This window comes from Candidatus Zixiibacteriota bacterium, from assembly GCA_026397505.1.
Classification (GTDB): domain Bacteria; phylum Zixibacteria; class MSB-5A5; order GN15; family PGXB01; genus JAPLUR01.
This window is the reverse complement of sequence record JAPLUR010000116.1, coordinates 14,346-41,296: the sequence shown is the minus strand read 5'-3', so window position 1 is coordinate 41,296 and position 26,951 is coordinate 14,346. Positions and strand designations below refer to the sequence as shown.

26 protein-coding genes and 1 tRNA gene are annotated in these 26,951 nt (G+C 49.1%); 4 read left to right on the top strand and 23 right to left on the bottom strand.

What is annotated here, in order from left to right; translation table 11 throughout:
* Positions 1–32: 32 nt before the first annotated feature.
* The 11 genes from NT002_12060 to NT002_12010 all read right to left on the bottom strand — a co-directional run bounded on the left by NT002_12060 (position 33) and on the right by NT002_12010 (position 11,745).
* On the bottom strand, positions 33–2,174 hold the full coding sequence (locus tag NT002_12060) for a bifunctional (p)ppGpp synthetase/guanosine-3',5'-bis(diphosphate) 3'-pyrophosphohydrolase (protein MCX6829995.1): 2,142 nt from the start codon (positions 2,172–2,174) through the stop codon (positions 33–35).
* Positions 2,171–3,205, bottom strand: a complete 1,035-nt coding sequence (locus NT002_12055; GenBank protein MCX6829994.1) for a glycosyltransferase family 9 protein — start codon at positions 3,203–3,205, stop codon at positions 2,171–2,173. The genes NT002_12060 and NT002_12055 overlap by 4 nt, the downstream gene beginning before the upstream one ends.
* A 6-nt stretch (positions 3,206–3,211) precedes the next feature.
* On the bottom strand, positions 3,212–3,970 hold the full coding sequence (locus tag NT002_12050; protein ID MCX6829993.1) for a glycosyltransferase family 2 protein: 759 nt from the start codon (positions 3,968–3,970) through the stop codon (positions 3,212–3,214).
* Positions 3,967–5,052, bottom strand: a complete 1,086-nt coding sequence (locus NT002_12045) for a glycosyltransferase family 9 protein (protein MCX6829992.1) — start codon at positions 5,050–5,052, stop codon at positions 3,967–3,969. Before NT002_12045 ends, NT002_12050 begins: the two co-directional genes overlap by 4 nt.
* A 24-nt stretch (positions 5,053–5,076) precedes the next feature.
* A complete protein-coding gene (locus NT002_12040) occupies positions 5,077–6,198 on the bottom strand; it encodes a glycosyltransferase family 9 protein (protein MCX6829991.1) in 1,122 nt (373 codons plus the stop codon).
* 21 nt (positions 6,199–6,219) lie between these two features.
* Positions 6,220–8,175: an ABC transporter ATP-binding protein gene (locus tag NT002_12035; GenBank protein MCX6829990.1), complete on the bottom strand. Its 1,956-nt coding sequence runs from the start codon at positions 8,173–8,175 to the stop codon at positions 6,220–6,222.
* A gap of 113 nt (positions 8,176–8,288) precedes the next feature.
* On the bottom strand, positions 8,289–8,984 hold the full coding sequence (locus NT002_12030; GenBank protein MCX6829989.1) for a hypothetical protein: 696 nt from the start codon (positions 8,982–8,984) through the stop codon (positions 8,289–8,291).
* 4 nt (positions 8,985–8,988) lie between these two features.
* Positions 8,989–9,618: a site-2 protease family protein gene (locus NT002_12025; protein MCX6829988.1), complete on the bottom strand. Its 630-nt coding sequence runs from the start codon at positions 9,616–9,618 to the stop codon at positions 8,989–8,991.
* A 39-nt stretch (positions 9,619–9,657) separates the two neighbouring features.
* A complete protein-coding gene (locus NT002_12020; GenBank protein MCX6829987.1) occupies positions 9,658–10,260 on the bottom strand; it encodes a DNA-3-methyladenine glycosylase in 603 nt (200 codons plus the stop codon).
* A 6-nt stretch (positions 10,261–10,266) separates the two neighbouring features.
* The gene (locus NT002_12015; GenBank protein ID MCX6829986.1) at positions 10,267–11,100 is read right to left on the bottom strand and encodes a histidinol-phosphatase; all 834 of its coding nucleotides are present in this window, start codon (positions 11,098–11,100) and stop codon (positions 10,267–10,269) included.
* 9 nt (positions 11,101–11,109) lie between these two features.
* Positions 11,110–11,745: an MBL fold metallo-hydrolase gene (locus NT002_12010; GenBank protein ID MCX6829985.1), complete on the bottom strand. Its 636-nt coding sequence runs from the start codon at positions 11,743–11,745 to the stop codon at positions 11,110–11,112.
* Between the two features lie 212 nt (positions 11,746–11,957).
* Between NT002_12010 and NT002_12005 the strand changes: the two genes are divergently transcribed.
* The gene (locus tag NT002_12005; GenBank protein MCX6829984.1) at positions 11,958–12,515 is read left to right on the top strand and encodes a hypothetical protein; all 558 of its coding nucleotides are present in this window, start codon (positions 11,958–11,960) and stop codon (positions 12,513–12,515) included.
* Between the two features lie 1,302 nt (positions 12,516–13,817).
* Here NT002_12005 and NT002_12000 read toward each other — a convergent pair.
* The 5 genes from NT002_12000 to NT002_11980 form a co-directional block, all read right to left on the bottom strand.
* Positions 13,818–13,988, bottom strand: a complete 171-nt coding sequence (locus NT002_12000; GenBank protein MCX6829983.1) for a hypothetical protein — start codon at positions 13,986–13,988, stop codon at positions 13,818–13,820.
* Positions 13,989–14,165: 177 nt separating this feature from the next.
* Positions 14,166–14,321: a hypothetical protein gene (locus NT002_11995; GenBank protein ID MCX6829982.1), complete on the bottom strand. Its 156-nt coding sequence runs from the start codon at positions 14,319–14,321 to the stop codon at positions 14,166–14,168.
* A gap of 111 nt (positions 14,322–14,432) precedes the next feature.
* Entirely contained in the window at positions 14,433–14,969 is a 537-nt protein-coding gene (locus NT002_11990; protein MCX6829981.1) for a GNAT family N-acetyltransferase, read from the bottom strand.
* 1 nt (position 14,970) lies between these two features.
* The gene (locus NT002_11985) at positions 14,971–15,519 is read right to left on the bottom strand and encodes a GNAT family protein (protein MCX6829980.1); all 549 of its coding nucleotides are present in this window, start codon (positions 15,517–15,519) and stop codon (positions 14,971–14,973) included.
* A gap of 9 nt (positions 15,520–15,528) precedes the next feature.
* Positions 15,529–16,206, bottom strand: coding sequence for a CDP-alcohol phosphatidyltransferase family protein (locus NT002_11980; protein MCX6829979.1), 678 nt, complete (start codon positions 16,204–16,206; stop codon positions 15,529–15,531).
* Between the two features lie 381 nt (positions 16,207–16,587).
* On the opposite strand from NT002_11980, the gene NT002_11975 reads away from it, so the two are divergent.
* The 3 genes from NT002_11975 (at position 16,588) to priA (ending at position 21,704) form a co-directional block, all read left to right on the top strand.
* Positions 16,588–17,946 carry a hypothetical protein gene (locus NT002_11975; protein MCX6829978.1) on the top strand — a complete coding sequence of 453 codons (1,359 nt, stop codon included), beginning with the start codon at positions 16,588–16,590 and terminating at the stop codon, positions 17,944–17,946.
* Positions 17,947–18,035: 89 nt separating this feature from the next.
* Positions 18,036–19,418 carry a tetratricopeptide repeat protein gene (locus NT002_11970; GenBank protein ID MCX6829977.1) on the top strand — a complete coding sequence of 461 codons (1,383 nt, stop codon included), beginning with the start codon at positions 18,036–18,038 and terminating at the stop codon, positions 19,416–19,418.
* 54 nt (positions 19,419–19,472) lie between these two features.
* Positions 19,473–21,704: a primosomal protein N' gene (priA, locus tag NT002_11965; GenBank protein ID MCX6829976.1), complete on the top strand. Its 2,232-nt coding sequence runs from the start codon at positions 19,473–19,475 to the stop codon at positions 21,702–21,704.
* 97 nt (positions 21,705–21,801) lie between these two features.
* Here the strand turns inward: priA and NT002_11960 are convergent, their stop codons facing one another.
* From NT002_11960 to ispE, 7 genes are all read right to left on the bottom strand, one after another.
* Positions 21,802–22,419 carry a DUF4276 family protein gene (locus tag NT002_11960; GenBank protein MCX6829975.1) on the bottom strand — a complete coding sequence of 206 codons (618 nt, stop codon included), beginning with the start codon at positions 22,417–22,419 and terminating at the stop codon, positions 21,802–21,804.
* Positions 22,420–22,431: 12 nt separating this feature from the next.
* A complete protein-coding gene (locus NT002_11955; GenBank protein MCX6829974.1) occupies positions 22,432–23,679 on the bottom strand; it encodes an AAA family ATPase in 1,248 nt (415 codons plus the stop codon).
* 202 nt (positions 23,680–23,881) lie between these two features.
* Complete coding sequence (locus NT002_11950; GenBank protein MCX6829973.1) at positions 23,882–24,622, bottom strand: 50S ribosomal protein L25; 741 nt, start codon at positions 24,620–24,622, stop codon at positions 23,882–23,884.
* Between the two features lie 45 nt (positions 24,623–24,667).
* Complete coding sequence (locus NT002_11945) at positions 24,668–25,603, bottom strand: ribose-phosphate pyrophosphokinase (protein MCX6829972.1); 936 nt, start codon at positions 25,601–25,603, stop codon at positions 24,668–24,670.
* 86 nt (positions 25,604–25,689) lie between these two features.
* Positions 25,690–25,761 (bottom strand) — tRNA-Gln (locus NT002_11940).
* A 13-nt stretch (positions 25,762–25,774) separates the two neighbouring features.
* Positions 25,775–26,044, bottom strand: a complete 270-nt coding sequence (locus tag NT002_11935; protein MCX6829971.1) for a SpoVG family protein — start codon at positions 26,042–26,044, stop codon at positions 25,775–25,777.
* Between the two features lie 33 nt (positions 26,045–26,077).
* Positions 26,078–26,947 carry a 4-(cytidine 5'-diphospho)-2-C-methyl-D-erythritol kinase gene (ispE, locus tag NT002_11930; GenBank protein MCX6829970.1) on the bottom strand — a complete coding sequence of 290 codons (870 nt, stop codon included), beginning with the start codon at positions 26,945–26,947 and terminating at the stop codon, positions 26,078–26,080.
* Positions 26,948–26,951 lie beyond the last annotated feature (4 nt).

Genomic DNA, 26,951 nt, shown 5'->3' with positions numbered 1-26,951 from the left:
CGATTGGATTCAAAGCTCGAATGAGCGGAATCTCATTCGGCCAAATGGTCGCCGCCCAACGCCCTTTTTACCGAGATAACCCCCTTGACTTTCCTTATCCTTTCAAGCACCCGCTCCAACTGACTCAGGTTATTGACTTCGACCACAATATATCCGGTGGAATTGGTGTCGGAGATATTTATATCGGCGCCACGCACATTGGTATTGGCATCGGCGATCGACTCGGTGATTTCGGCCAGGATATTCCGCCGGGGCGTGACATTGACCTCCAGACGAACCACGAAAGTCTGGTCTTTGGAGACATCCCAGGTAACCGGGACAGTTCTTTCGGGTTGTTTGATCAGTTCCTGAGCGGCGGGGCAGTCGATGCGATGAATGGTAACGCCCCGGCCGCGGGTGATATACCCGATCACCTCTTCGCCCGGGATTGGCTGGCAGCAGCCCGCAAAACGGAACATCATGTTTCCCATTCCTTCGATCTTGATCCCGCGCTCCGAACGGAACCGATCCAAGACTTTTTCCACGACCGAGGGTTTTGCCGGTTCCACCTCTTCAGGCACGAGTTTGAGCACTACCTGACCGGCGGATATGTTGCCGCTGCCAATGGCATAATAAAGATTCTCGACGGACATCTGCGATAATCCCTGCGCCACCGCCAGCAGTTCCTCATCAGGCGGGATTTTGAGGCGTTTCTTTTTCAGTTCCCGCTCCAGAAGTTCCTTACCGAGGACGAGCGCCTGGTCATGACCGGCCTGTTTGAGCCAGCGCCTGATTTTTGTCTTGGTGGCCGAGGTAGTGGCAATATTGAGCCAGTCGTGGGTGGGGTGGCGGAGTGGACTGGTCATGATTTCAACCTTGTCGCCCGACTGAAGCTTTGTTGAAAGAGGCGAAATCCGCCCGTTTATTTTCGCGCCATTGCAGCGGATACCGACTTCGGTATGAACGGCAAAGGCAAAATCGAGCGGGGTGGCTCCGGCCGGGAGATGTTTTATCTCTCCGTCGGGGGTATATACATAAATATCCTCGGGAAACAGGTCGATTTTCAGGTATTCCAGAAACTCCGAGGGGTTGGTCATATCTTTCTGCCAGTCGAGAACATCGCGCAGCCAGAGCATTTGCTGATCGGTCTTATCGAGCTGCTGGCGCCCCTCTTTATACAGCCAGTGGGCCGCAATACCGTTTTCGGCGACATGGTGCATCTCGTAAGTACGAATCTGAACTTCTACGATCTTGCCTTCGGGACCGAAAATGGCCGTATGCAGCGATTGATAATTATTCGGTTTGGGATTGGCGATATAATCGCCGAACTTGTGCAGCACCGGTTTCCACAGCTCGTGAACTATCCCCAGGGCGTGGTAGCATTCGGATTTGGTGCGGACAATTATCCGGATTGCCAGAAGGTCGGCGATCTGCTCAAAAGCAACTTTCCGGTCTCTTATTTTTCGATAAATGGAATCGATGTGCTTAGCGCGGCCGGTAACCTCCGCCTTGATGCCTCTTTCACCCAGAACCTTCCGGATCGGTATGACAATCTGCTGGACATAAGCCTCGCGCTCCTCTTTTTTCAACTCGATCTTGTTGGCCAGATCGGCATAAATTTCCGGCTCCAGAAATTTCAGCGAGAGGTCCTCCAGTTCCGTTTTGACCTTGGAAATACCGAATCGGTGCGCCAGCGGGGAGTAGACCTCGCGGGTTTCGGTGGCGATCCGCTTTCTCTTTTCGGGAGAAAGATGCTCGAGAGTTCGCATGTTGTGAAGGCGGTCGGCCAGCTTGATCAAGATCACCCGGATATCCTTGGCCATGGAGAGAAGCATCTTACGGAAATACTCCACCTGCTGCTCCTGCTCGGACTTGAACTGCACTGCGCCCAACTTGGTGACGGCATCAACCAGGGCAGTGATCTCCTCGCCGAATTCCTGCTTGATACGGTCAATCTTGATGCCGGTATCCTCCACGACGTCATGTATGAGGCCGGCGGCAATGGTAGTGGAATCCAGATGCAACTCCGCCAGAATCAGGGCGACATGGAGACAATGCTCCACATACGCTTCCCCCGATTCGCGCAACTGCCCCGCATGAGCGTCATCGGAAAACTCGTAAGCCTTGCGAATCATGGGAATATTGATATTGGAATTCCAGGCTTCGGTCTGTATGATAAATTCGGCCAAGTTCATTTCAGGATACTTCCATCCTTTATAGGGCCTCTCGCGAGGATTCGCATACTTTCGGCGACCTGCTCCACCGTGATTGAATCCATCTTCTGCCCCTTTTCCGGCGGCTGCAAGACCAGATGCCCCTTGCCCAAAGGTCCCCAGCGAACAGGCGACATGATTTTATTCCGGGGGTACAGCCCGACAACTCTCGTCCCAACCGCCGCTGCCAGGTGGAGCGGGCCGGTGGAATTGGCCACCGTGGCCCTGGCCCGCGCCAGCACCGCGGCCAGCATTCTCAAATCGGTCTTGCCGGTGATTTCCTTAATGGTGATATTCATCCTCCGGGCCAGAGCTATAATTTCCGCACCTTCTTCCTTTGAGCCGGTGATGACGGCCTCTATCCCCGACTTGACCATATAATCATATAACCGGAGAAAATTATCAAGCGGCCATTTATGTGCGGAACCGCCGGAGCCGGGGTGGATTACGACAAAATCCGTTCCAATCCCCTTGCTCTGAAGAAACTGCGTCGAGCGGGATTTTTCTTCCCCGGCGATATGAATCTCCGGTATCGGCGACGATTCCCCATCTTCAAAAAACTTGAGGAAATCGAGGTTATATTCCGATTCATGCCTGGTGCTTGGATTCCGGCGATGAAAGAGGCGACGGTTGAAATATATGGAATGAAATCTGCCGGCCGTGCCGATGCGAATCGGAATACCCGCCCGCCAGAAAATACGACAGATATTCTTTTCCGGGTATAAAACAGCCACGGCTTTGTATCCGGCGGAAGCCAGCGCTCGGGTCAATTCCGCACGATATTCCCGGTCGGAGGCCAATAAGGCATGATTAATCGTCATGACTCCATCGACCGCAGGATGATGTTTCAGAATCGGGGCCGCATAATCCGAGGTCAGTACCTCGACCCGGGCGGACGGATAACGGGCTTTGAGCGTCTGCACCAGAGGCAGAGCCAGTATCAAGTCGCCCAGACGGTCGGTCCGGCTGATTAGAAGCTTGTCACCGGGGGCAATTTGTATTCTTCGAACCAACGGTCCCTACCTCTCTTGATTCTTCCGTTTCATATCTTTCAACTTGGCGTACTTAACGAAAACAGCGGCACACGATAAAACAGAGATGACAAACCCTTCCCACCCATCTCTGAAACCCTGTCTGGCAATATAGTGTTTGAAAAAGGCCGCCGGCGGTTTGACTAACAGTGCGAACCAACCTCCCTTTTTTCCCGACCGATATGCCTCCTCGGCACCCAATGTAGTATAGCGATTGAATTTTCTGAGATAATGCTCCAACGTGGGGTAGCTGTAATGCCTGATTTCATTCCTGAGATAACCGGCCGGGCCGTCAAAGATCACCTTTTCATGCACGGTGGCCTCATTGAAATTCGCCCGCGATCTTAGAAATAGCCGCATCACCCGGTCGGGGTACCAGCCGCAGTGCGAAATCCATCGCCCCAGAAACATTGTTCGGCGCGGCATATAATAAGCCGGCAATGTGGCACCGTCGCGAATTATTGCTTGAATTTCCTCTATCACCCCCGGGGTCATTTCCTCGTCGGCATCGAGCGAGAGTATCCACTCCCCCTCCGCCTTTGAGACCCCATATCTCTTGGCCTCCCCGAATCCTTTCCACTCAATTTCGTACACTCTGGCGCCGGCCTTCAGCGCAATTTCCCTGGTGCGATCGGTCGAGCCGCTATCAATCACAATGATTTCGTCAACCCATTTTATGGAATCGAGGCAGCGTCCAAGATTATCCTCTTCATTCATGGCAATTATTACCGCGGAGATTTTCCTCATCCCTTCCCTCCTAAAATGCGTCCTACCTCTTCCAGAACTTTTTCCGGGGAAATTCTATCTATGGAATTGTTATCGGGCGCCACCAGCAGACCATTCGGCTGCGCCAGAGGGACCCAGCGGCGGTAATTGTCATGGAATGGTAAATAAAGTCCCACCACCGGCACTCTGAAAGAACGGGCGATATGGATAAGAGAAGTATCAGGTGAAATAAGTAGCTTCATTTGTGCGATAAATGCGGAAACTTCAAGAAGAGAGAGTCTTTCAGGCAGTACAGAAACCCCGGACAGGCTTTGCTGAAGTCTGCGCGCCGCCTCATAATCCTCCGGAGTTGAAAAAATAACCACCCGATAATGAGGAAATTGTTTCTGAAGTTCACCTATAAAAGAGAAATAATTCTCCATAGACCACCGGCGATTCATATTTCCCGCCGAGATATTCACGCCGACCGGGATGTCGCCGTTTCTCAGACCAAGTCCCGACACAAATTGCCGGGCCGCCTCCCGCTGCGGTTCGGAGACATCCGGAGGGGCAAAATAATCATCGGGAGAGGCCGACAACCCAAGAAGGCCGAGAACCTGCATAGTGCTTTCAACCATATGGCGATCGGTGAAAATGTCGAAATTCCTGTCATAGTATCGGGCGAGATTTTTCTTCCCCACCGCGACTTTCAGCGCACTTCTCTTTGATAGATATATGACCGATACTGCGGCTGTCACCGAATCGGATCCGACCAGATCGATAATCAAGTCATAATCATTCCGGCGGATCCGGCGCGCGGTCATAATATCCGACCAGAATGATTTCTCATAAACATAGATTTGATTGAAGCGGCGGTCATTCTCTACCAGTTTGAGCGAAATCGGTGAGACAATGGCGTCAATCATCATTCCGGGCGAGGCTTTTTTGAGCATCGCCACCAGCGGCAGGGAGATAAACATATCGCCGATTTTCTCCGGACGGTAGATAAGAATCCGCCTGATCGCGCGGATATCGATTTTCCCCGGTTCCACCACTCCACGGCCGAAGAATAGCCTGACTGCCCAGAGGGCAAAGCGTTTGAATATCTGTTCGGCAATTTTCATATCAGAATCTAAATCTGACCGGTTTTACGACAACGGTACCGCCTCCGGGTGGGTCTGCTTCAGTTCGGTTATCACCAGGTCAAATTCCCGCAGCACCTGCTCCGGCTCGATATCATGCAAATGGTCGATATTTCCGGCTATTACCGCTCCGTATTTCCGACGGTACGGCCGCCAAAAATGGAAATTCCTCATATGCCCGGAATAAAGCCCCACCAGAGGAATTTTCATCAGTCCCGCGATATGCACCAGTGAAGTATCGGGACTGATAAACGCAGTGACCCGGCCCAGAACGGCGACCGCATCAAGAAGCGAAAGATTTTCCGGCACCAGACACGCAGCCGCTTTGACCGAGCCGAGCAGACTGATCCCCCTTTCGCGCTCATCCATGGTGCAGAAAATGAGAAACTTGAATGCTCGGTATTTCCCGGCGATGCCATTTATAATGGCGGCGTATTTCTCCAGGGGAAGCGTGCGAGTAAAGCTCCCGGCGGAAATATTCACCCCCACCCAGAAAGAATTTTCGGAGGGGAGGGCGCGGAAAAATGCCTCGGCCTTTTTGATCGATTCCGGCGGAATAAAAATCGGCAAAAAGGGATCTACTCCGGCCGGATCGATACCGAAGACATTGAGAATCAGAAGTCCGTTGTCGATATTATGATCTTCGCCATCCGGCTGATATAACTCGCAATAATCATAGAAGCGGTGGAATTTCAGCTTGCGGGAGGCGGCCTTGATAGAATTCCGGCCGATAATTTTTGTCAAAAGCAGGCCGGTGATAGAATCATGGCAGATAGGGTCATAAACTATATCGAATTTTTCTCGGCGTAAGCGGGCAATGACACCGAGATCGAACAGAAAATTCTTAGTATAGAGGGCGATAGCATCAACCTGCGGGTCGCTTTCAATAATTTCCTTGTTTCTGGGTGAAGCCATCACGACAATTTTGATATGGGGAAATCTCTGCTTGAGAGCGTGAATCGCCGGGACGGTGGCAATCATATCGCCCAACTTGTCGGGGCGAAGGATGAGAATCGACTTCACTTTATCAGGAGAAATCGGCCAGAGGGAACGGTCGCCGTTCTTTAAAATCAGGCGGAGAAACAGAAAGAGAATTCTCTTGAAAAGATGCTCTGTTTTTTTGACCACAACCGGCGGCATGGAAACCCTCTAATTTGTTTTGGCCGGAATTTCGGCCTTGACGCCGTTTTCTTCGGTATCGTTCCTGAATTGCATCAGATACAATTTATGGTACAATCCACCCAGGTCCAGCAACTCCTGATGCCGTCCCGATTCGATTATCCGCCCCTTTTCGATTACCAGTATTCGGTGGGCGGTGATAATAGTGGAAAGACGATGCGCTATGACCAGCGTGGTGCGGTCTTTCATCAGGTTGTTGATTGCTTCCTGCACCTGAATTTCCGATTCGGTATCGAGAGCCGAGGTGGCCTCATCGAAAATCAAAATTGGCGGGTTTTTCAGAAGGGCGCGGGCGATGGCTATCCGCTGTCGCTGCCCACCGGAAAGCATTACGCCGCGGTTGCCGACCGGCGTATCATACTTTTTCTCGAAACCCTGGATAAATCCATCGGCATTGGCCGCGAGAGCCGCTTCGATGACTTTGTCAAGCGAGACTCCCTCGAGCCCATACGCGATATTGCGCAGAATGGTGTCATTGAAAAGGAATGTCTCCTGGGTGACAATGCCGAACAGGCGCCGCAGCGATTCCAGCCTGACATCGCGGATATCGACACCATCAATGGAAATTTGCCCTTTTTGCGGGTCATAGAAACGGGGCAGGAGATCAAAGAGGGTCGATTTGCCCGCTCCCGAGGGACCAACCAGCGCCACCACCTCGCCTTTCTTCACTTCAAAAGAGACATCCTCGATAACCGGCTCACCGCTGTTGTACGAAAAGGAGACATGATCATACTTGATAATGGAATCGAAGTTGTCCTTGGAAATCGCTTTCGGAGACTCCTGCACCTGAACGGGGGTGTCGATAATGCCGAAAATTCTTTCCGCCGCCGCCATCCCCTCCTGCACCTTGATATGAATCGTGAGAAGTGTCTTAATCGGTTTGATGAGGGAAAACATGGCGATAATGAAAGTCATGAAATCGCCGGCATCCATCTCTCCTTTCCCCTCAATTATCCGGGTTCCGGCAAAAAGGAGAATGCAGATTCCCGCCACCACTATCATTACCTCGCTTATCGGGCTGGCCAGGTGACGAATGCGGGTCATTCTTACCAGGGAACGGAAATAATCACCGGTCGCTCTTATGAATTTCCGGATTTCGAATTTCTCCATGGCATAGGCTTTGACAATCCGGATATTGGATACCGTCTCCTCCAACACCGAGTTGACATCAGCCATCTTCTCCTGCGACCTTTCGGAGTACTTGCGCAGTTTTTTCCCCATCCAGTAGATAAACCCGAACACCAAAGGCAGGACAAGCGTCGCCAGCAGGGTCAGTTTCCATGAAAGAAGAATCAGGAAGGCGGCCAGCAACAGCACTGTCAGCGAGTCGGTCACCAGACGATTGAAACCGAGGTCGACCGTTTCATTGAGCACAACCACATCATTGGTAACCCGCGAGATCAACTGGCCGGTGCGCTGGCGATGGAAAAAACTGAGCGAAAGCTCCTGATATTTTTCAAACAGACGGTTGCGGAAATCGCGCACAATCGATTGCTGGACAAAGGCCATAAAATACCCCTGGAAATACAAAAAGAGGTTGGCCAGCACAGCGACAATCATAATAAGCAGACAGAAATTTAGCAGGGTCGCCTTGCGATCGGCGCCCAAAACGAGATTATTCAATCTGTCTTTAAATTGGTTTTTTATGCGGACCAGGAAATCGAAATCCTTCTGGAGATTTTGGCCGGGGATTAGTCTGGAGCCGCTTGTTTCCTGCTGCATTACGGTTGCCTGCGGAAGAGGCATCCCGGAGGGGTTCCCTGTTAGATTCTGATTAGAGACGGCAAAGAGAGTCATCAGTAGCGGCCCGGCCAGCCAGACCAGTAGACCCGAAAGCACGGCATACAACGCCGCCGATAGCGATGAGGCGGCAACATGCCGCCAGTATGGTTTCAGGCAACTGAATGTGCGGCGAATCAGGTTCATAAAGACAAAAATCCTAAAACTGGCCCTCCCGACCATTTCCGGCCACGAAAGCCACAAAATCACCTATAAATTTTTAAATTAACCACACCGTAGGATAAAAGTCAACCACCGAACTACTGTCGGGGGTAAATCCTTGCGGCCGTTGACGGTATCGGAATTACGAACTTGTCCGCGGGGAGTTTGATATTCAGCCGGACATTCCTTCGCCGCGCTTCAAAACGAAAATCCCCCTTATCCGACAGGTAGCTGATTTCACTGAGAGCGAACCGCCCGCCGGTGAAATCATATTTCAGTCCGATTCCCCCCTGACAGCTTTTTGATTCAAGGCGATAGGCCACCTCCTGCGGCGTCTCTTTTGTGGCCGTCAGATAGAAATATTCCGGAGCGGCTTCCACCAAAGAGGGAATCTTCCGGAACAGAGCAAGAATCAATTCCTCAAATCTAACGCTATCGGCGCAGCGATCATTAACGAGCGCGCTGAGCCGGCCGGAATAGAATTCATTTTCGGTTGGAAAATAGACAGTGAGGGATTCTTTTTCAAGCAATCCCTTCATGACTCCTTTTCCCAGATAGCCGCGGGCGAAAAAGCTGATGCTGTCACCCTGTTGATAAACATCAAGTCGCGCCGAATTCTTTTTCCCCTGCCGTACAATCGTGACATCAAAAAGGTAAGCGTCACCGCGCCCCTCGGGCAAGGCAGCCTGCGCCCGGGTTTCCTCGGTGACAGCCCGATGCCTGTCAGCCAGAGTGCAACCGCTCACAATAAGGGCGAGCATCAGCATCGACATTGCAGATGAAATAACCTTCATCAATCTAACCAATATTCATACCGGCAAAAAGATGGACAAATAATCTTATAAAGGGACCGAGAATGAACCAAAAACCACCGATGACAATCAGGAATATCAGAATAAAGGGGGCAAATCGCTCAAATTCCATAAGGGGGATTTCGAATCGGGCCGGAAGAACGCTTTTGAGAATATGTGACCCATCGAGAGGAAAAAGGGGAATGAGATTGAAAAAAGCCAGGGAGACATTGATCATCACCCCGAATAGGAGAAATTGCATCACCCCGGGGGGGAGACTGATACTCCCGCCATAGGCAGCCCGGAAGGCGATTCCGAAAATAAGTCCCAATCCCAAATTGGAAAGCGGCCCGGCGGCTGAAATCCAAAAATCGGCTACCCGCGGGTTGCGCAGATTGTAGGGGTTGATTGGCACCGGCTTAGCCCAGCCGAAGCGGAATCCCGACATAAACATCATGATAGTGCCAAATAAATCGAGATGAGCCAGCGGGTTGAGGGTCAGCCGCCCCATATCGCGGGCGGTTGTATCGCCAAACCGGAGAGCAATATAAGCGTGAAAAAATTCATGTACGGTCAGCGAGAAGAGTATCGCCGGGGCGGCAATCAAAGCTTCTTTAATAAAATCCGGTCCAAACACCTGTTATCTCCATTCACTGGTCCAAATTCTTGCATGATTTCACTTCTTCGTTCCAATTTTCGCGGAAACAAAGGGTGAGGATTCCTCAAAAAACCGCCAGAGTTTGTCCGTTCCTTTTCTTATTCCGATACGGCGCGAGGTTCCGATACGCAAAGGTCTGTATCCGCGATCCTCAAGATAGAGTTTCGCACCGGTCAAATCAAGGCCGTTTTGCTCGCGGGTGAGGCCGAACGCCTTGCAGATTTTTCCGGGCCCGTCGGTCAGACGGTTGGAGCCGGGGTTGGCATAAGGCCGTTTCATCAATTCCGCTCCTTCCACCGGCTCGGCGCCGCGTATCAGCACCGCCGAGGGGAAACCGGCCCGTTCGGTCACGACATTAAGGCAATAGTACATACCATAGATAAAGTAAATGTAGCTATGACCGCCGACACCGTACATAACATCGTTGCGGCGGGTGCGGCCGACCGCGGCATGACAGGCGGGATCCTCCTCGCCGATATATGCCTCAACTTCCACCAGCCGCGCCGAAAGGAGATGTTTCCCTTTCTTATATACCAGAAATTTCCCAATCAAGTCGCGGGCGACTTTCAGGGTGGGGCGAAGGTAAAAATCGCGGCCGAGTTTGATGACAGAAGAGGTCATCGGAGGTTATTCGTCGCAGTATGGAAAAAGTTCATAGGCAATTCCGGCCGCCGCCTCGAAATCGAAACCGACCTCATCGGGAGTGTGAGCATCGGAGCCGATGGCGGCGATATGCACGCCGGCTTGCCGCGCCAGGTTGACAATTTCCATCGTGGGATAATATTCGACATGACCCTTGCGCAGTGCCGAAGTATTAATCTCCATCCCTACTTCGGCTCTGGCCATGGCGGCAAAAACCGGTTCCACCCGCCCCCGGTGCACCTTGAGAATTTCCTCGCCATAATATTGCAGGCCGTATTTTTTGTAAACATCAAAGTGGGCGACCGCATCAAAAAGACGGCTTTCGACCGCCTGCTCCATGAGGACGAAATATTGATTGGCCATTTCCTCCATCGGAAAGCGGGAAAAACAATCCTTGACCTGCTTCTGGCAGCAGAGGCAGATATCCTCGATTTCATGAATCGCCACCAGTTTATAGTGAAACGGATATTTTTGAAACAGCTCGCGAATATGCTCTTCACAGCCGGGATAGTACCCGACTTCTATGCCGCAACGCACTTCCAACCCTTGCGCGAAGTACTCCCCCTGCACGGCGTTGACCGTATCAACATATCGCCCGACCGTATCAAAGGAGAGCGGTACAATTTTGCCGTCAAGGCGCATGCGACGGTCCCCCTCGGCGCCGGTAGGATTGGCATCATAATGAGTGGTAAAACAGATCTCGGCCAGACCCTTTTCCAGCGCCGCGCGGCAGTAATCATCGACACTGCCGACCGCATCGACAGAAAAATCGGGGTGAATATGGTAATCGGCCAGGGCCAGGTCATAATTGCGAACCATAGATGCACCTCATACAAAATGTCTTCCGGACAGAAACGGATTATTTCTCCGCTCCGATCCCACCGTGGTTCTCGGCCCGTGCCCCGGATAGCAGAGAATATCATCAGGCAGGGTCAGGATATTTTTTTCAATCGAACCTATCAGTTGCTCATGGTCGCCACCGGGGAGATCGGTGCGACCGATCGAGCCGTTGAACAAAACATCGCCGCAGAAAAGATGCTTGCCGATAAAATAGCAGAGACTTCCAACCGAATGTCCCGGCGCGGCGAAAACGGTGAATTCAAGATTGCCCGCCTGAATGGTCTCATCCCCTTTCAGCGCGAATTCGGCCTTCGGGCAGGTGATTTCAAAGCCGAACATGGCCGAGATATTCTCCGAGGGGGACTCCAGCATCTTTTCATCACCGACGCCGACATAAAGCGGCACCTGATATTTTGCCTTAAGCGCCCCGACCGCGGCAATATGGTCGCCATGGCCGTGGGTCAATAGAATTGCACTGGGCGTGAACCCGGCCTTTTCGATACGCCGGATAATGACCTCTTCATCACCGCCCGGATCGATAATGACGCCGGTTTTCGCATCCAACTCATACACCAGATAGCAGTTGACCTCAAAGGGGCCGACAATGATAGTCTCGATTTGCATATTATTCATACGCCTGAGGGTTTAATTTGGACGGCAAAATAGTCAATATCGGGGATTTGTCAAATGGTAATTGGGCGGACGGAAATAGTTAATCGGCGCGAATTGGCGCACCCTCAGCAGGCTGAGGGCCACCCGGCTAGATAGATATTTCTCGTCATAATAATTGGATTCTATTATATTAGCTTATAACACTGGCGTAAAGGAAACCCAAAATGAAGAAATGGATAACTCTAACTCTTTTTCTTGTATTAATTCTCTATGTAGGTTGCAATAGTAGTGAAAAGCCGACGCAACCGCTAACATTTCGTGGAAGCAAGTGGTTAAGCTCACCTGAAGAAGTGATTAAGGGAGAAACTATAACACTGGAATATCAGACTCTCGGTGATAAGATCTGCCCAAAAGTGCTATATGGTATAACTGGCAGGGATACCGTTTGGTACGGATTCCAAAATGACTCATTAGTTGTCGCTGGCTATAAATTTCATACGATGCGGGGAAGTATAGCAAGCATAGAAGATCTAATAAACGAATATATTCGTACTGACAGTGACTTAGTGAAGAAATATGGACGGCCTGATACTGCTTCTAAGAGTGACACCGTATTTACATCGATGAATATGCGGCTTGTATTATATAATAGTATTAGACATATTGGAGACGATAAACTGTGTCATGTACTATTCGCAACGGATGCAAGTTGGGTTAAAGATAAATATATGCATGTTCTTAGTTATTATTCCAAATGGTATCGTGAAATAGAAAAGTACTAGACATTATGGAAACGATTTTCAGTAAGTTGGACAATTCGGTAAGGGAACTTTAAAAGAAAGAAGGCTTAAATGAAGTTAATTTCAGATAATAGCCTTATCGTTGCAATATTATCAATATTGTTAGGCGTTTGGCTAATGATAGCGATCATTCGCACGTGGGTGTGGACATATAGAATCGCGCTCCTTTTAGGCTGGGAGAAATACAAAGAAGAGCGTGACAATGATTCCTATGCTACCGATGAATCCCCGAAAATTTGCAGGAAAAATAGTAGTCCCAATGATCCGAGACGTTGAAGTGACCACATACAACCGGGTAGCCGGGTAGGTCATCCATCCGGATCATGACTCCTACTCCTGTCCTGCTAAGCTAAACGGGTACCCGGTGGGTGCAAACGACAGAAATAACCTTTTTATTTCCCCAGAATGTGGACTTAGATTTGGGCCAATTATATTGCCACCTTTTCAATTCTGCAATTTGTATAGTTCATGCAACCAAGTTCTCATTGCAATCATTAGAAGAAGTATTGACATTAAGTATATGACAAATACGCAAACGTGAAGAGCGCATACATTAAAGGTGGGGTAATTGAAATAAGCAATGAGTACTAGCATGGAAATAATTATTCCTACGATGATATTGTTTAGACAATAATACTCTGACATTAGCTTCTCTGTAAAGCCGACAAGATGTCTTGATTCCAGGTCATCCTTCTTTTTGGCGACATTTGCGAGCATTTTATCTCGCCAATTCTCTAAGTCATTATATGAACTTACCATTCCCTTTTTTGATTTCTTGAACGCGACTATCTCAAAGATTACGCTTTCAATTATCATGCCAAGAACAAGAGTCAAAATAATCGCAGAGAATATTAACAATGACCATTCATAGGTTTTGATAGAATCCTCGATTTCTGGGCAAAAAGTAAGATGGATTGTATATAGTACTATTAGGGCATTAAATACCCCAGGGAAGATAATTGAGACTATATAATATTGCGAGAACTTAGGTAATTGGATCATTTTCTAATACCTCCGATTTTTCATTGATCTTATAATAATAATCATTTGACATACCGTGCAACCCTCCCGCATGTAGCGGGTCGTGAGCCGGGCAGGTCAAGACTGACCTACTTGTTTCGCTTGTTCAGCTGTCAATCAAATCAGAAATCACACCTGTCTTAAATCTATCCATCCGGCCCCGAAAGTCAATATCCTTTTATGGCTTAAATTCCTCCCTCAACATCCCGTAGCGGAGGTCATCCAGCCGGGTAGGTCAAGACCCCTTTGCGGTCTTGACTATTTTCATTCCCCAAATTCACCGCTTAACTCAATCTTTCCCATAACGTCCCAATCCGGCGTATAGAATCCATCCGCGACAAATCTGCGAAATGAGGAATGCTCATAATCAATCGGGCGGGATACCAAACCATGTTTCACCGGATTATAATGAACATAATCGATATGGCGATTCATATCCGATTCATTCCTTATGATATGATCCCAAAACCTCAATTGCCATACCCGACCGCTTCTTGTATTATTTCGAAGCCGATATTTACCTGCAAAAGATAGTTTGATCCTCTTTATGATCTCAGATAAATCGCTTTGGTCTGGTTCTATGAGCATGTGAAAATGCTCCGGAAGAATAACTCAGGCTGGTATCTGGAATGCCATTTGCTCTTTCGTGACAGCGATCGATTGATTGAAAAGGTCGCTATTTTCCACGAGAATCGGCTTACGGTCATAAGTCACAACCGTGACAAAATAAATATTGCCCGGTGAATAATATCTTCTCAAGAGAGACATAATCTATAATCAATGCCAAGATAGAAAATAGTCAAGACCGCTAAGGGGTCTTGACCTACCCCTATAATAAAAGCAAGATAGTCAAGACCGCCAAGGGGTCTTGACCTACCCCTACTTAAGTTCTTCTCGCAACATCCCGTAGCGCAGGTCATCCAGCCAGCGGCCGTTCCTGAATGTCACCTTGCGCATCCGCCCCTCGTAGGTAAATCCGACCTTCTCCAATAATCTCGCCGAGGCAATATTGGGGTGCATTACCCGCGCATATATCCGCACCAATTTCATCTTTCGGAAACCATACTTCACCGTAAGCCGGACAGCCTCGCTCATATACCCCTTGCCCCAATATCGTTTCGCCAGCCAGTACCCCAGCTCGGCGTTCTTACTTCCCTTATTGATCTGCTCCAGGCCGATCAATCCAATAATCTCGCCGGTTTCTTTCAGTTCAATTCCGAGCACAATATTAAGCCCTTTGCGCGCCTTGATATGATTCCTGCGGATAAAATCATAAGCGCACTTCTTGGGGTACGGCCGGGGTACAAAAGTGTACCGGGAGATAGCCGGGTCTTTGGCGTATTTATAAACCGTTTCGGCATCGGCGCGCACCAACGTGCGAAGCCTGAATCTTTTACCCTCCAGTACAACTATCATATCAGACCCCACCCCTTCTGAATTCCTCTTTCAGAATGCCGTAGCAGAGATCATCATACCAGTGCCGGTGATGAAAGGCTATTTTCCGCAGACGCGCCTCGAGTTTGAACCCCGACTTTTCCAGCAGTTTTGCCGAGGCGGTATTGGGGTGGAAAACCTTGGCACTGACCCGCACCAGTTTCATTTCCCGAAAGGCATAATCAAGCATAAGATGCAGCGCTTCGGACATAATCCCCCGACGCCAGTGCTTCTTTCCCAGCCAGTACCCCACCTCGGCATGGCGGTTTGGCCGGTCGATATGAAACAGGTTTATTATGCCGACAATTTCCCCGGTTTCCCTGTTTTCGATTCCCAGCAGCACCACCTGTTTTTGCCGCTCCCATCGACGAACACCCTTGATGAAATCGTAGGCATTTTTTATCTGGTATGGATGCGGGACATGAGTGAACCGCCCGATCTCTCTATCTTTTGCATTGGCGCATATCGAAGGTGCATCGGAGCGGTGCACCGGCCTTAAGACTATCTGTTTCCCTTCCAGCCGCAGATCCATAATAGCATCCTACTTGAGATAGCGGATTACAACTTCGCCATAAAACTTATACAGCACGATAACCATAATTATAATTGTCAGCACAGAGCGGGCGAATTTATAGTGTGGTTTATCCCTAAATTCCGGCCGGGGCGCTCCCTTTGACATTATCAGGAAAATCATTCCATAGTTGATAATTGAAATGACTAGCAGAGCCGCGGTCAGTCCAAGAAACATCACTTTGCCGAAGGGAAACGAAACGACATAACTCAATATAAGAAGCGATAACGAGGAGAAATAATATTTCCCGGTCAGGTTGGAGGGGAGTATCAGTTCCTTTTCCCGAAGCAGCACCATGCCGCCCGCCATGATCAACAGGTCCCGGCCGATAATGGCGGCGGCCAGCCAGATCGGGAAAGCGCGGAAAAAAATCAACTCAATTATCAGGAAAATGGCAAAAAGCTTGTCGGCAATCGGGTCAAGAACTATCCCCAGCGGCGTGATCTGATTAAGTTTTCGCGCGAGGAAACCATCGAGCAAATCGGTCAGGCCGGCCAGCGCCAAGAAACCGACACAGATTTCGTTTCCGCGGTCAGTCCCGATCCAGAGGAAATAACCTATAAAGGGGGTCAGGATGATCCGCATAAGCGACATCAGGTTGGGAATCAGGAAAATATCCCGCAAGTTAATTCGGGCCGTTTCTTTCATACTCTCAAGCAGACGTTAGCTCTCTTGGATTTTGCACATTAATATAATAATTTTTTTATCCGCCGACCGGCGGAAAATCAGTTCTATCAGGTGCATCCGGCGCCGTTTCCATACCCGCAGATCGGACAGCGGATAATATTTCCCGGTTCCCGCACCAGCCTTGCAAAAGAACAGATGGGGCATAATTGACCCTCCCGAACATAATCAATGAAACCATCGTTGGAAGAAATTGGGCGGGGTCCCTTGTGATCATTTTGAGTATTTTTTTCTTCCATAACCTGTTTGAAGATAATAGATTCATATTTAAACAGCATATTTTTATTGCTTAATTTGGGAAGGTTCAATCGTCGTAGCGGTATAATAGTAAAGAAAGGAGAGATTGTGAAAAAGAGATTATTAATTCCGATCTTGGCGATCCTGCTTCTGGCACAGGCCGGTGCGCTGTGGGCCGATGATGTTGCGGTAACCGTATATAATAATCTGGGGGTTGTTCGGGAAATACGAACCTTGAATTTCGACAAAGGAACGGGGAAAATATCTTTTGTTGATGTTCCCTCTTTGATTGATGCCACTTCGGTCGGCTTTGAATTGGCCGATAAAACCAAATCGGCCGCCATTCTGGAACAGAATTATGCTTACGACCTGGTCTCCCCCGATAAGATTTACGCCAAATATGTTGACAAAAATATCGACCTGATTGATAAGACCGGCAAGCTGTTCAGTGGAACCCTTCTGTCATATTCCGGCGGCGCTGTGGTGTTGAAGGATAAGGACGCCAAGATACAGATTCTTCGCCTTGATGAAATTGTCAACACCAATTTCCCCGATCTTCCCGAAGGATTGATTACGCGCCCGACCCTTTTTTGGCTCTATCAATCCGATTTCTCGGGTTCGGCTTCCTGCCAGGTCAGCTACCAAACCGGCGGCATGGATTGGAACGCTGAATTTGTGGGGATTCTATCCCCGGATGAAAAAGGGTTGGATCTTAACGGCTGGGCCTCGATAACCAACAATAGCGGCGCGACTTTCAAGGAGGCCTCTCTGAAGTTGGTGGCAGGCGATATCCACCGGGCACCCGAGCCGAGACGGCGACTGGCAACTTACGAGACAGCCGATATTCAGATGGCTGCCAAAGGCACGGCCGGGTTTGAAGAAAAGGAATTCTTTGAATACCACCTTTACACGCTACCCAGAAAAGCGACGCTGGCTAATAATGAGATTAAACAGATATCGCTGTTTGATCCTGCGCAAACGACGGTTGAAAAGGAGTATTTCTTTGAACCCGAATTGAATAGCGACCAGGTATCGGTAAAACTTCAGTTTGTCAATTCCAAAGAAACCGGGCTGGGCATTCCACTCCCTTCAGGAAGAGCCAGAATTTTCAAAGCCGATACTGATGGCTCCATGATTCTCCTCGGCGAGGATCGCATCAAGCATACCCCCAAAGATGAAAAGGTTCAACTGAATATCGGAAATGCTTTCGACATTTCGGCCGGTGAAAAAGTCCTTGATTATCAACGCATATCCGATCGAGTTGAGGAAAGAACCTACGAAATAAGTCTGCGCAATCATAAGAAAGAGGATATAACTGTTACGGTGAAGAAACGGCTCTACGGCGAATGGACTATTCTAAAGAGCAACTTCACGTATACCAAGGAGGATGCCAACACGGTGATTTTCAAGATTCCGGTTAAGGTTAACGATAAGGCGGTCTTGAACTTCACTGTCAGAACCTCATAGAAAGAAGATAATTGGCATTGACACGCATGGATGAAGACACTAAATTGATCGGCTGTTATGTTAAAGTTAGTCCACAGACGGAGGAGTCGATGAGACTTATTAAGTATCTAATCATTGCCCTTATTCTGGCAGCAATGGCATTTCCCACGCTGGCGGGGCAGCCTAAAGCAAGATTGCCGCTTTCGGCTTATATGAAATCGGCCAAAATTGCCTTATTGAGCGTGCCGCCGAGGCATAGCGAAGCGATGGTCTTACTGGATTCGGTTCTTTACTACTACGGCCAGGTCCCCGAAGCATATTTCCTGAGAGGAAATATTTTTGCCGAATATGCCGCCAAGGAATATGATTATGGAAAAAAGGTTGAGCTATTCGCCAAAATGTCAGCCAATTATGATTCCATGACTGTTGCCTGTAGTAATAATGATATCAAGGCGAATCTGAAATCCGACTGCAAGAAATCCGCGGCTTTAATGGATTCAATCAAAGTTCTTTACTGGCGCGAGAACTACAACAGCGGAGTGAAGGCAATAGAGCGAATGGACAATGAACTGACGCCAAAGATCAAGAGCTCGACTGATTCCACCGAGATAGCCGCCGCCAATGAAGAATTAAAGGCGGTGGCCGACAGCGGTAAGGTTTTCTTTGCCGTTGCCGCGGCCATCGATCCGGGCAAATACCGGTCGTATGAAGGTGAAGGGCTGGTTTTTGACAGGATGAAACAGTACGATTCTTCGCTTTATTATTTCCGCAAAGCCTCCGAATTGGTACCCGATTCGACCTATCTCATTCAGAATATCGCTTATGGATATATTCAGCTTAATGATTGGGATAATGCTATCACCTATTTCAATAAATATCTCCAGAAATTCCCCAATGACGCCAACATTCTGTTTAATATTGCCATCTCCTACAGCAACAAGAAGAATCTGGACAGCGCTCATATTTATGATTTGAAAGCGATTGCAGCCGATTCGACTTTCGGCGGCGCCTATGTTGATGTCGGCCAGTACTTTCTGATCCGGTCGCAGGACATCTCGGACTCAATTAAATACTACAAACAGGCGGAGAAGAATGCCGATGCCGATAGGATTCTGAAAATGCGCGATGCCTTGCTTGATTCCTCAGCAGCATATTTCGCCACCGGATTGAAATATGAGCCGGATAATGTCACCATTCTTGAGCAGTACGGCGTTGTCCTTCTGGTTCTCGGCCGATATGAAGGATCGATTGATATTTTCACAAAGCTGACCGAATTGGAACCTTTTCGGAAGGACCACTGGATCAACCTGGGCGATATTTATGTCCAGCAGCAGAAATTTGCCGACGCCATCGGTCCCTTTGAAAAGGCCATTGAGATCGACCCGGGTGATGCCAAGCTCTGGGAGGTTCTAAAGGATCTTTATACGAGCAACAATATGCCCGAAAAAGCCAAGAAGGCTGAGGAAAAAATCGCGGAATTGAATAAGCCATGATGTTCCCGAGAGTAAAGCCAGGCAGGTCTTAACCAGACCTGCCTTTTTTTTCTTATGAAAGAACCTCATATCAATATTGCCGTCCCGGGGGTGCCAAAAAAAGCACTCACCTACAAGTGGCCGGATAATCTGGGAGAATTGCCCCAGCCGGGACAACGTTGCCTGGTGCCGGTCGGGCGACGCAAGCTCATTGGATACTACCTCTCCCCGGCCGAGCAGTATGCGGGGTCCGGCCTGAAGGCGGTAATCGATACGATAGAAAAAGAGACTCTTTTCAGCCGGGAGTTATTCAATTTCCTGAATTGGATGGCGGAATACTATCTGGCTAATATCGGTGATGTTCTCAACACCTCCCTGCCGCCGGAACTGAGAAAGGTAAGGAAACCCTCTTACTTTCCCGGCCATCAATATGAGCAGGGCATGGCGGAGGGGAAGATACCCGAGCCGGTGATCAAGATTATTAATCGCAAGGGTGCTATCAGCGGGCGTCAGGCTTCGACCCTGGAGCGCAAATATCCCGGTTTACTTGAGGAATTGCAGACCCGGGGGATGCTCAAGGCCGCTTTTGTCGCCGGTAAAGAAAGCGGCGCCGCTCCTTCCGACCCCGGCAAATTCGATATCTTTGATTATATACCGGCTCGCCCGGAGGTCGGTATACATACCCCAAATAAAGAACAGGCCGAGGCCATAGCCACAATCATGGCCGATCTTAATCGCTTCACCCCTTACCTTCTCCACGGAATCACCGGCTCCGGCAAGACCCTGGTTTATTGCCATATTGCCGCTGAGGTTATCCGGCAAAAAAGGACCGTCCTGGTGCTGGTCCCGGAAATCGCGCTGGCTGGAACGCTTCTCTCTTACTTCAAGAGCTTTTTCCCTGAGCATATCGCTCTGCTGCACTCGGCTCTGAAACCCAAAGACCGCTTGCAAGTATGGCAGAATATCAGAGATGGACGGTACAAAATTGTTATCGGCGCCCGCTCGGCCATTTTTGCACCGCTGGACAACCTCGGAATGATTATTGTCGATGAGGAGCATGATGAGTCATACAAGCAGGATGATCCAGCACCCCGCTTTCAGGGTCGCGACAGCGCGGTCATGCGCGCCAAGCTGGCCGGTATACCGATTATCCTTGGTTCTGCTTCACCATCGCTGGAATCGTTCTATAATGCTCTCACCGGAAGGTACCGGCTTCTCCGGCTTACCCGCCGCCCGGAAACCATCGAACGCCCTATCGTGCGGCTGGTTGATCTTAAGGAAGAATTCCCTGCAGATGATAATATCTTTTTCACGAAAACGCTGGTATCACATGTCAAGAGTGCTCTTCATAAGAAAGAGCAGGTGATCTTATACCTAAACCGTCGCGGCTTCTCCCCACGGATCAAATGCACCGATTGCGGACATACGCCTCTTTGCCCGCATTGCCAGTTGCATCTTACCTATCATCGGGCGGGGAACAAGCTGATGTGCCATTTCTGCGGTTACATCAACAGCAGCTATGATGTTTGCGCCTCTTGCGGCGGGGGCCATTTCCTATACATCGGTACCGGGACGCAAAAGATCGAAGAGAATATCGGCGGGCTTTTCCCGGAGGCAAAAATGATTCGTCTTGATTCCGACAGCGCCGCCGAACGGGATCGGGCGCACATAATACTTTCCGATTTTGCCGCCGGGAAGTACAACCTCCTTCTTGGGACGCAGATGGTGACCAAGGGAATCGATTTCCCGCGGGTATCGCTGGTCGGCGTTTTGATGGCCGATATCGGCATGGACATGCCCGATTTCCGGGCATCGGAGAAGCTGTTTGCCAAACTGATTCAGGTGGCCGGACGTTCCGGGCGCGGCAAGCAGCCGGGGGAAGTTATCATACAGACCTTCAACCCCGAAACCGACCTTATCGATGACGCCGCCCGCCAGGATTATGATACTTTCTATGCGCGGGAAATAAAATCACGAAAAGAATTGGCCTATCCGCCTTTCACACATATTGTCAATTTCCGCATTTCGGCGAAGAAAGAGGAATCGCTGCAGAAAGCAGCGCTCACTTTTAGAAAACGTCTTTCCGCCGGAGTGGAAAAGACCGGAGTGAAGGGGGAAATTCTCGGCCCGGCCCCCTCGCCCCTTTACCGTCTGCGGGGATTATATCGGCGGCATCTCTTTGTCAAGACCGGCCAGATTTCCAAATTCGTGAAATTTCTTTCAGCCTGGGAGCAAGCCGAGCAAAATTTCGGTCTCCCCTCATCGATCAAGCTCATCGTTGATATCGACCCCTACGATATGATGTGATTCTGTATTGATGACCGCGTTACCTGCAATAGTGAAAGCGCCCCATGACACGAAAATATAGCGGATTTTGCATAGCGAGTTTCGTGGCCCCCATATTCTATGGAATACGCAACGCCAATAGCCCTGCCTTGAAGACTTGGAAACTCTTGGAAGTGTTCCTATCAGGATTCATTAGGCTAGATACCTTCATGGCAACTTCTATTTTGGGCATGCCACCTGCATAGTAACCGGCTTGCATGAGAACCCTTTCCAAAGCTTGAGATGTACCACCAGGTATTCCATCAGGATTCCTATATTTTGCCTTGGCATGGAGATGGGTTGGCACACGAGGGTAAGCAGTGGAAAGCGCCTGATTATCGCCAAAAAACCAAGCCTCCAATTCTTCAATTGCCAGTCTGTTCAGGACTTGAAATTGCATATTAAGTCCACATTGTGTTTTAGTAATCAAACCTGCATCTGCTGCGACCCTTTCCAAACGAGTTTTCAGCACATGACAATCTTGCCGATCCTTATCAATGAGAACGACAATCTTGCAGGGGTCAAAACGGCAAATTTCCTTATAGCCTTTAAGCCTATTGGGCAATTTGCCCAGAAGATCGTGCTTGCCGTTAAATACATGATAGCCGACAATTGCATCCCAATTGATTATTTTAGGGACTATATTGCGCATGACTGCTTCGGCCGATCTTTCTTCCAGAAGAAATTCTATACGCATAAAATCCATTTATCAAGTGGAATGACCGAGCGGCAACTCGGTTTGACGGGGACCACCAGAATTTGTCAGCGGATCGCCAACATCGAAATGGCCTTCCATCCAAAGGTCCCCTAATTTGCCGCCTTCAGCGACAAGCGATTGTACCATCTTCATACTAGCAGCATTGCTTGCCCGCGTAAAACCATGGTCGTCTCTATATAACACCCATAATTGTTCTGGCTTGAGGTCATTTACGAAATAGGGCGAGTGGGTCGTCACCAATAATTGAGAACGTTCAGCAGATTTAACACATTCATCTGCAAGTTCTGGAAGTAATCGCGGGTGCAGATGATTCTCGGGTTCTTCTATGCCTATTAATTGTGGAGGCGTCGGGTCGTAGAGAATGGTCAAATATGCGAGCATTTTAAGCGTTCCATCAGATGTGAATTTCGCCAGAATTGGACGTTCAAAAGGCGCATCTTTTATTTGTAGAAGAAGGCGACCATCAGGCATTATATCAGCCTGGACCCTCTCTAACCGCGGGACGCGGTTTGAGAGCGTGGTGAGAATTCTATTGAGCTCAGTAGAATGTTGCTCTTTCAAATATTGAATAACATTCGAGAGATTATCGCCCGTCTGCGATAGCCGTTCCTGGGGGCCTGCCTCCTGAAGACCTTTTGCATTATCAGCTGAAAGGTAACTTAAATACCAGTCAGTTATGAATTTTCTTAAAGAAACAACCCTCGGATGTTTTGCTAATTGACCCAGAGTATTTACAGCAAGCATTTCCTGCGATTCTAATTTTTCCTCGATTCGCTGATCATCCTCATCCGGCATGTCACCAGTGATTACTGTACCAGCACCCCTACGGAATTCCAAGAAGCGAAATGGCCTTCCGCGCGGCTTACGTTTCCATTGCAGCCACTCCTCTGTCACAACCGGACCTCTTGATTCCTCATCGATAGCGAGATGATAAGTGATTAATGGAAATCTGGGTTCTCTATATTTCAATTCGATTTTAACTGCACCGCTTTCATTTCTAGTTCTAAGCTCTTTGAATCTTCCTCTTTTATCCCATGCCTTGCGTAATCCTATAGAAAAGCACTCTGACAGAAAGGCGAAAACGTCAAACACCGTCGATTTCCCACTTCCATTCGGCCCCAAGAATACTGTAAGCGGCGTAATATCCTTAAGTTCTAGATTCTGGAGTGCCCGGTAGTTCTGAACCTTTAAGTAAGTTATAAGAGGGGCTTCGCGAGTTCGTGAATTGGATTGTCTCATTGCAATCTCACAATCAATAATTTCAGGTCTATCAGTCAGGTTTAATTTAACAATTGTTGCAGGTTAAATCAATACCTTTGTCATTTCTCATCTTTTTTGTCCCTTGACCATAAATGCGGCTTGACTGGAGGCCACCCAAAGCATAAGAAAACCGCCCACGGGGGCGGTTTTTTTTATATGTAATATCCAAACGGGGAAAATGCTATTTCTTTTCCGGTTTTCCGGGTTTGGTCGGCTTGGCCCCTTTGGCCGCCTCTTCCGGTTTCTTGGCGCCTTCGCCCTCAGTCTTGGCCTCACCCTCAGCCTTGGCTTCACCTTCCGCCGCCTCACCTTCCGCCGCAACAGCTTCTGCCGTCGGAGCCGCCACCGCTTCAGCCTTGATAATGGTCGGAGGTACCACTGTGGCAATAGTCTGATTCAGGTCGGTTAAGATGTCAACCTTCTCAATTTTCAAATCGCTTACATGCACCGAATCGCCGATTTCAAGCGCTGTCACATCCACCTCAACCCGCTCGGGAATATCCGAGGGAAGACAGGCAATTTCGATTTCGCGCGTTACATGTTCCAGAATGCCTCCGGAATTCTTCACGCCTGCGGCCAGACCGGCCAAGTGAACAACCGCCGACAGGTGCAGTTTTTTCTTCATCGACACCTGATACATATCGATATGGGTAAAACTTCCGTCAACCGGGTCACGTTGAAGCTCTCTTATAATAACCTTGCGCGGCGCCATTTCGCCGGCCAGGTCAAGATCAATCAGCATATTGGTACGACCCTGCGTCCGTATCAATCCGGCCAGATCGCTGGTTTTCAGGGAGATGGGGAACGGTTTCGTTTCCGGACCATAAATGACACCGGGGACCACTCCCTGCCGGCGCATCTTGCGGGATATCTCTTTTCCGGCTCCTTCTCTCGATTCCGCCGTCAGTTTGATTTCTTTCATCTTCTACTATGAACCTCCAAAATGTTATTTACCACGATGCAAGCCTCAATCATCAAAGAGAGACGAGACCGATTTTTCCCCGGAAATCCGCATGATCGCCTCGCCGAACAGATTGGCACAGGTTAGAACGACGAATTTGTCGGGAAGATGCTTTTCTTCCACATTTATCGAATCCGAAATATACATCTTCTTAATTACGCTGTTATTGATTCTCTCGATGGCGCCGCCGGAAAGAACCGGGTGGGTGCAAACCGCGAGAATCTCAAGCGCCCCCTTCTCGGCCAGAATTTCCGCCGCCTGACAGAGTGTGCCGCCGGTATCAACCATATCATCACGGATGATAATATTCCGACCGGCGATTTCGCCGATAATATTGAGCACCTCCGACTGATTGGGCGAGGGGCGCCTTTTATCGACAATGGCCAGACCGGCCTCGAAGGCCTTGGCAAATGCGCGGGCCAGCTTGATCGAGCCGACATCGGGCGAAACCACCACTATATCCTGGACATTGTGGTTGAGAAGATAGTCATTAAAAAACCGCGAGGAATAAAGATGGTCGTGCGGGATATCGAAAAATCCCTGAATCTGGGCGGCATGAAGGTCCATAGTGATTACCCGGTCGGCGCCGGCAGTAGTGATCAGATTGGCCACCAGTTTGGCGGTAATCGGGACCCGCGGACGATCCTTGCGATCCTGACGGCCATAGCCGTAGTACGGGATGACGGCCGTGATGCGCGATGCCGAGGCACGGCGGGAAGCCTCAATAAGGATTAGAAGCTCCATTATGTTTTCGGCCGGGGCGTTGGTCGACTGGATGATAAAAACATCCGTTCCCCGGATATTTTCGTTCAACTGAACAAAAATCTCACCGTCGGAAAACCGCTTGATTTCACAGGCAGTCAGTTCCGCCCCGATATAGCGGGCGATTTTTCGTGCCAGTGGCCGGTTAGAGTTCCCGGCGATTAGCTTTAGGTCCAACATAATAAGCCTTTTTATCCCTTCTCATTACTTGGTCTCGATCCGAAAGGTACTATACCCCAACCTACTGTGCTCCGAGTAGTTATAAGCTGGGGTGCCAGGATTCGAACCTGGGAATCCAAGCTCCAAAGGCTTGTGTCTTACCGCTTGACGACACCCCAGTTATATTCGGTTCTAAACTTTGCTTTTCACTTTCAATGCCGCCTCATAGGCGGCCAAAACCTTGTCCTCAATCAATCTTCTGGTTTCGTTGTTAACCGGATGGGCTACATCCTGGTGCGTCCCATCAGGCCGCTTCCGGCTGGGCATCGAAACAAAGTAACCTTTGTTTCCGGCGATAATCTTCATGCCGCGTATCACGAAAGCGTTGTCGAAGGTAACATTGGCAAATCCCTTCAGTTTGTCTTCATCCCGCAGGATAATGCGTACTTCGGTGATCTCCACGGTTCTTCCTCCCGCCAAAAATTGGCTAGCAGATCATTCCCAAGCGGGCAGGGTAATTGGCCGAACTGTCATCAATTGCCAATCCCCCCGGGTGATTTGAATCAAATCCTCCCTCTCAGGCATATCCTTAAACAGTCCAAAAATAGTCGGTCCGGAACCGCTCATGCGGGTTAATTCGGCCCCGGCCCTATTCAGTGCATCCATAATCCTTCCCAATACCGGATAGGACTGCAAATGCATACTCTCAAAATCATTACCAAGATCACCAATGCAGTCAATTAGTTGCTTAAAATTGCTGCAGCTATATAACTTAACATTGGCATCGTTCGATGTCAAGCCTAAATTGAGCCGACGGTAACTCTCGCCAGTTGATATTTCTAATTTGGGCGTCACTAAAATTATAAAATAATCGGTCGGCAAGTCAATTTCTTTTATAATCTCACCTCTGCCAGAGACTTCCCCCTGACCGGAGGAGAAAAAGAAGGGGACATCAGAACCAATTGCCTGACCCAAATCATTCAATTCTTTCCCGGTAAGATTCAATTCATAAAGAGAATTAATGGCATAAATGGTTGCGGCAGCATCAGATGAGCCGCCGCCTAATCCTGCGGCAATCGGAATATTCTTGGTCAATCGAATCTTAAGCCCACCTTGAAGATCATATCGTTCAAAGAGTAAGCCGGCCGCCCGGGTAATCAGGTTGCCCGAATCAGTCGGGAGATTGCTGTCCCTATCAATGGCCAATTCGAAGCCTTTTCTCTCGGTTTTTTCGAAAGATAAATAATCAAAGAGATTAACCGCCTGAAACCAGGAAAGGATATTATGATACCCATCTTGTCGTTTTCCCAGAATCTTCAAGAAAAGATTAATCTTCGCCGGTGCTTTGATGTTCATCCTGTCCATAATC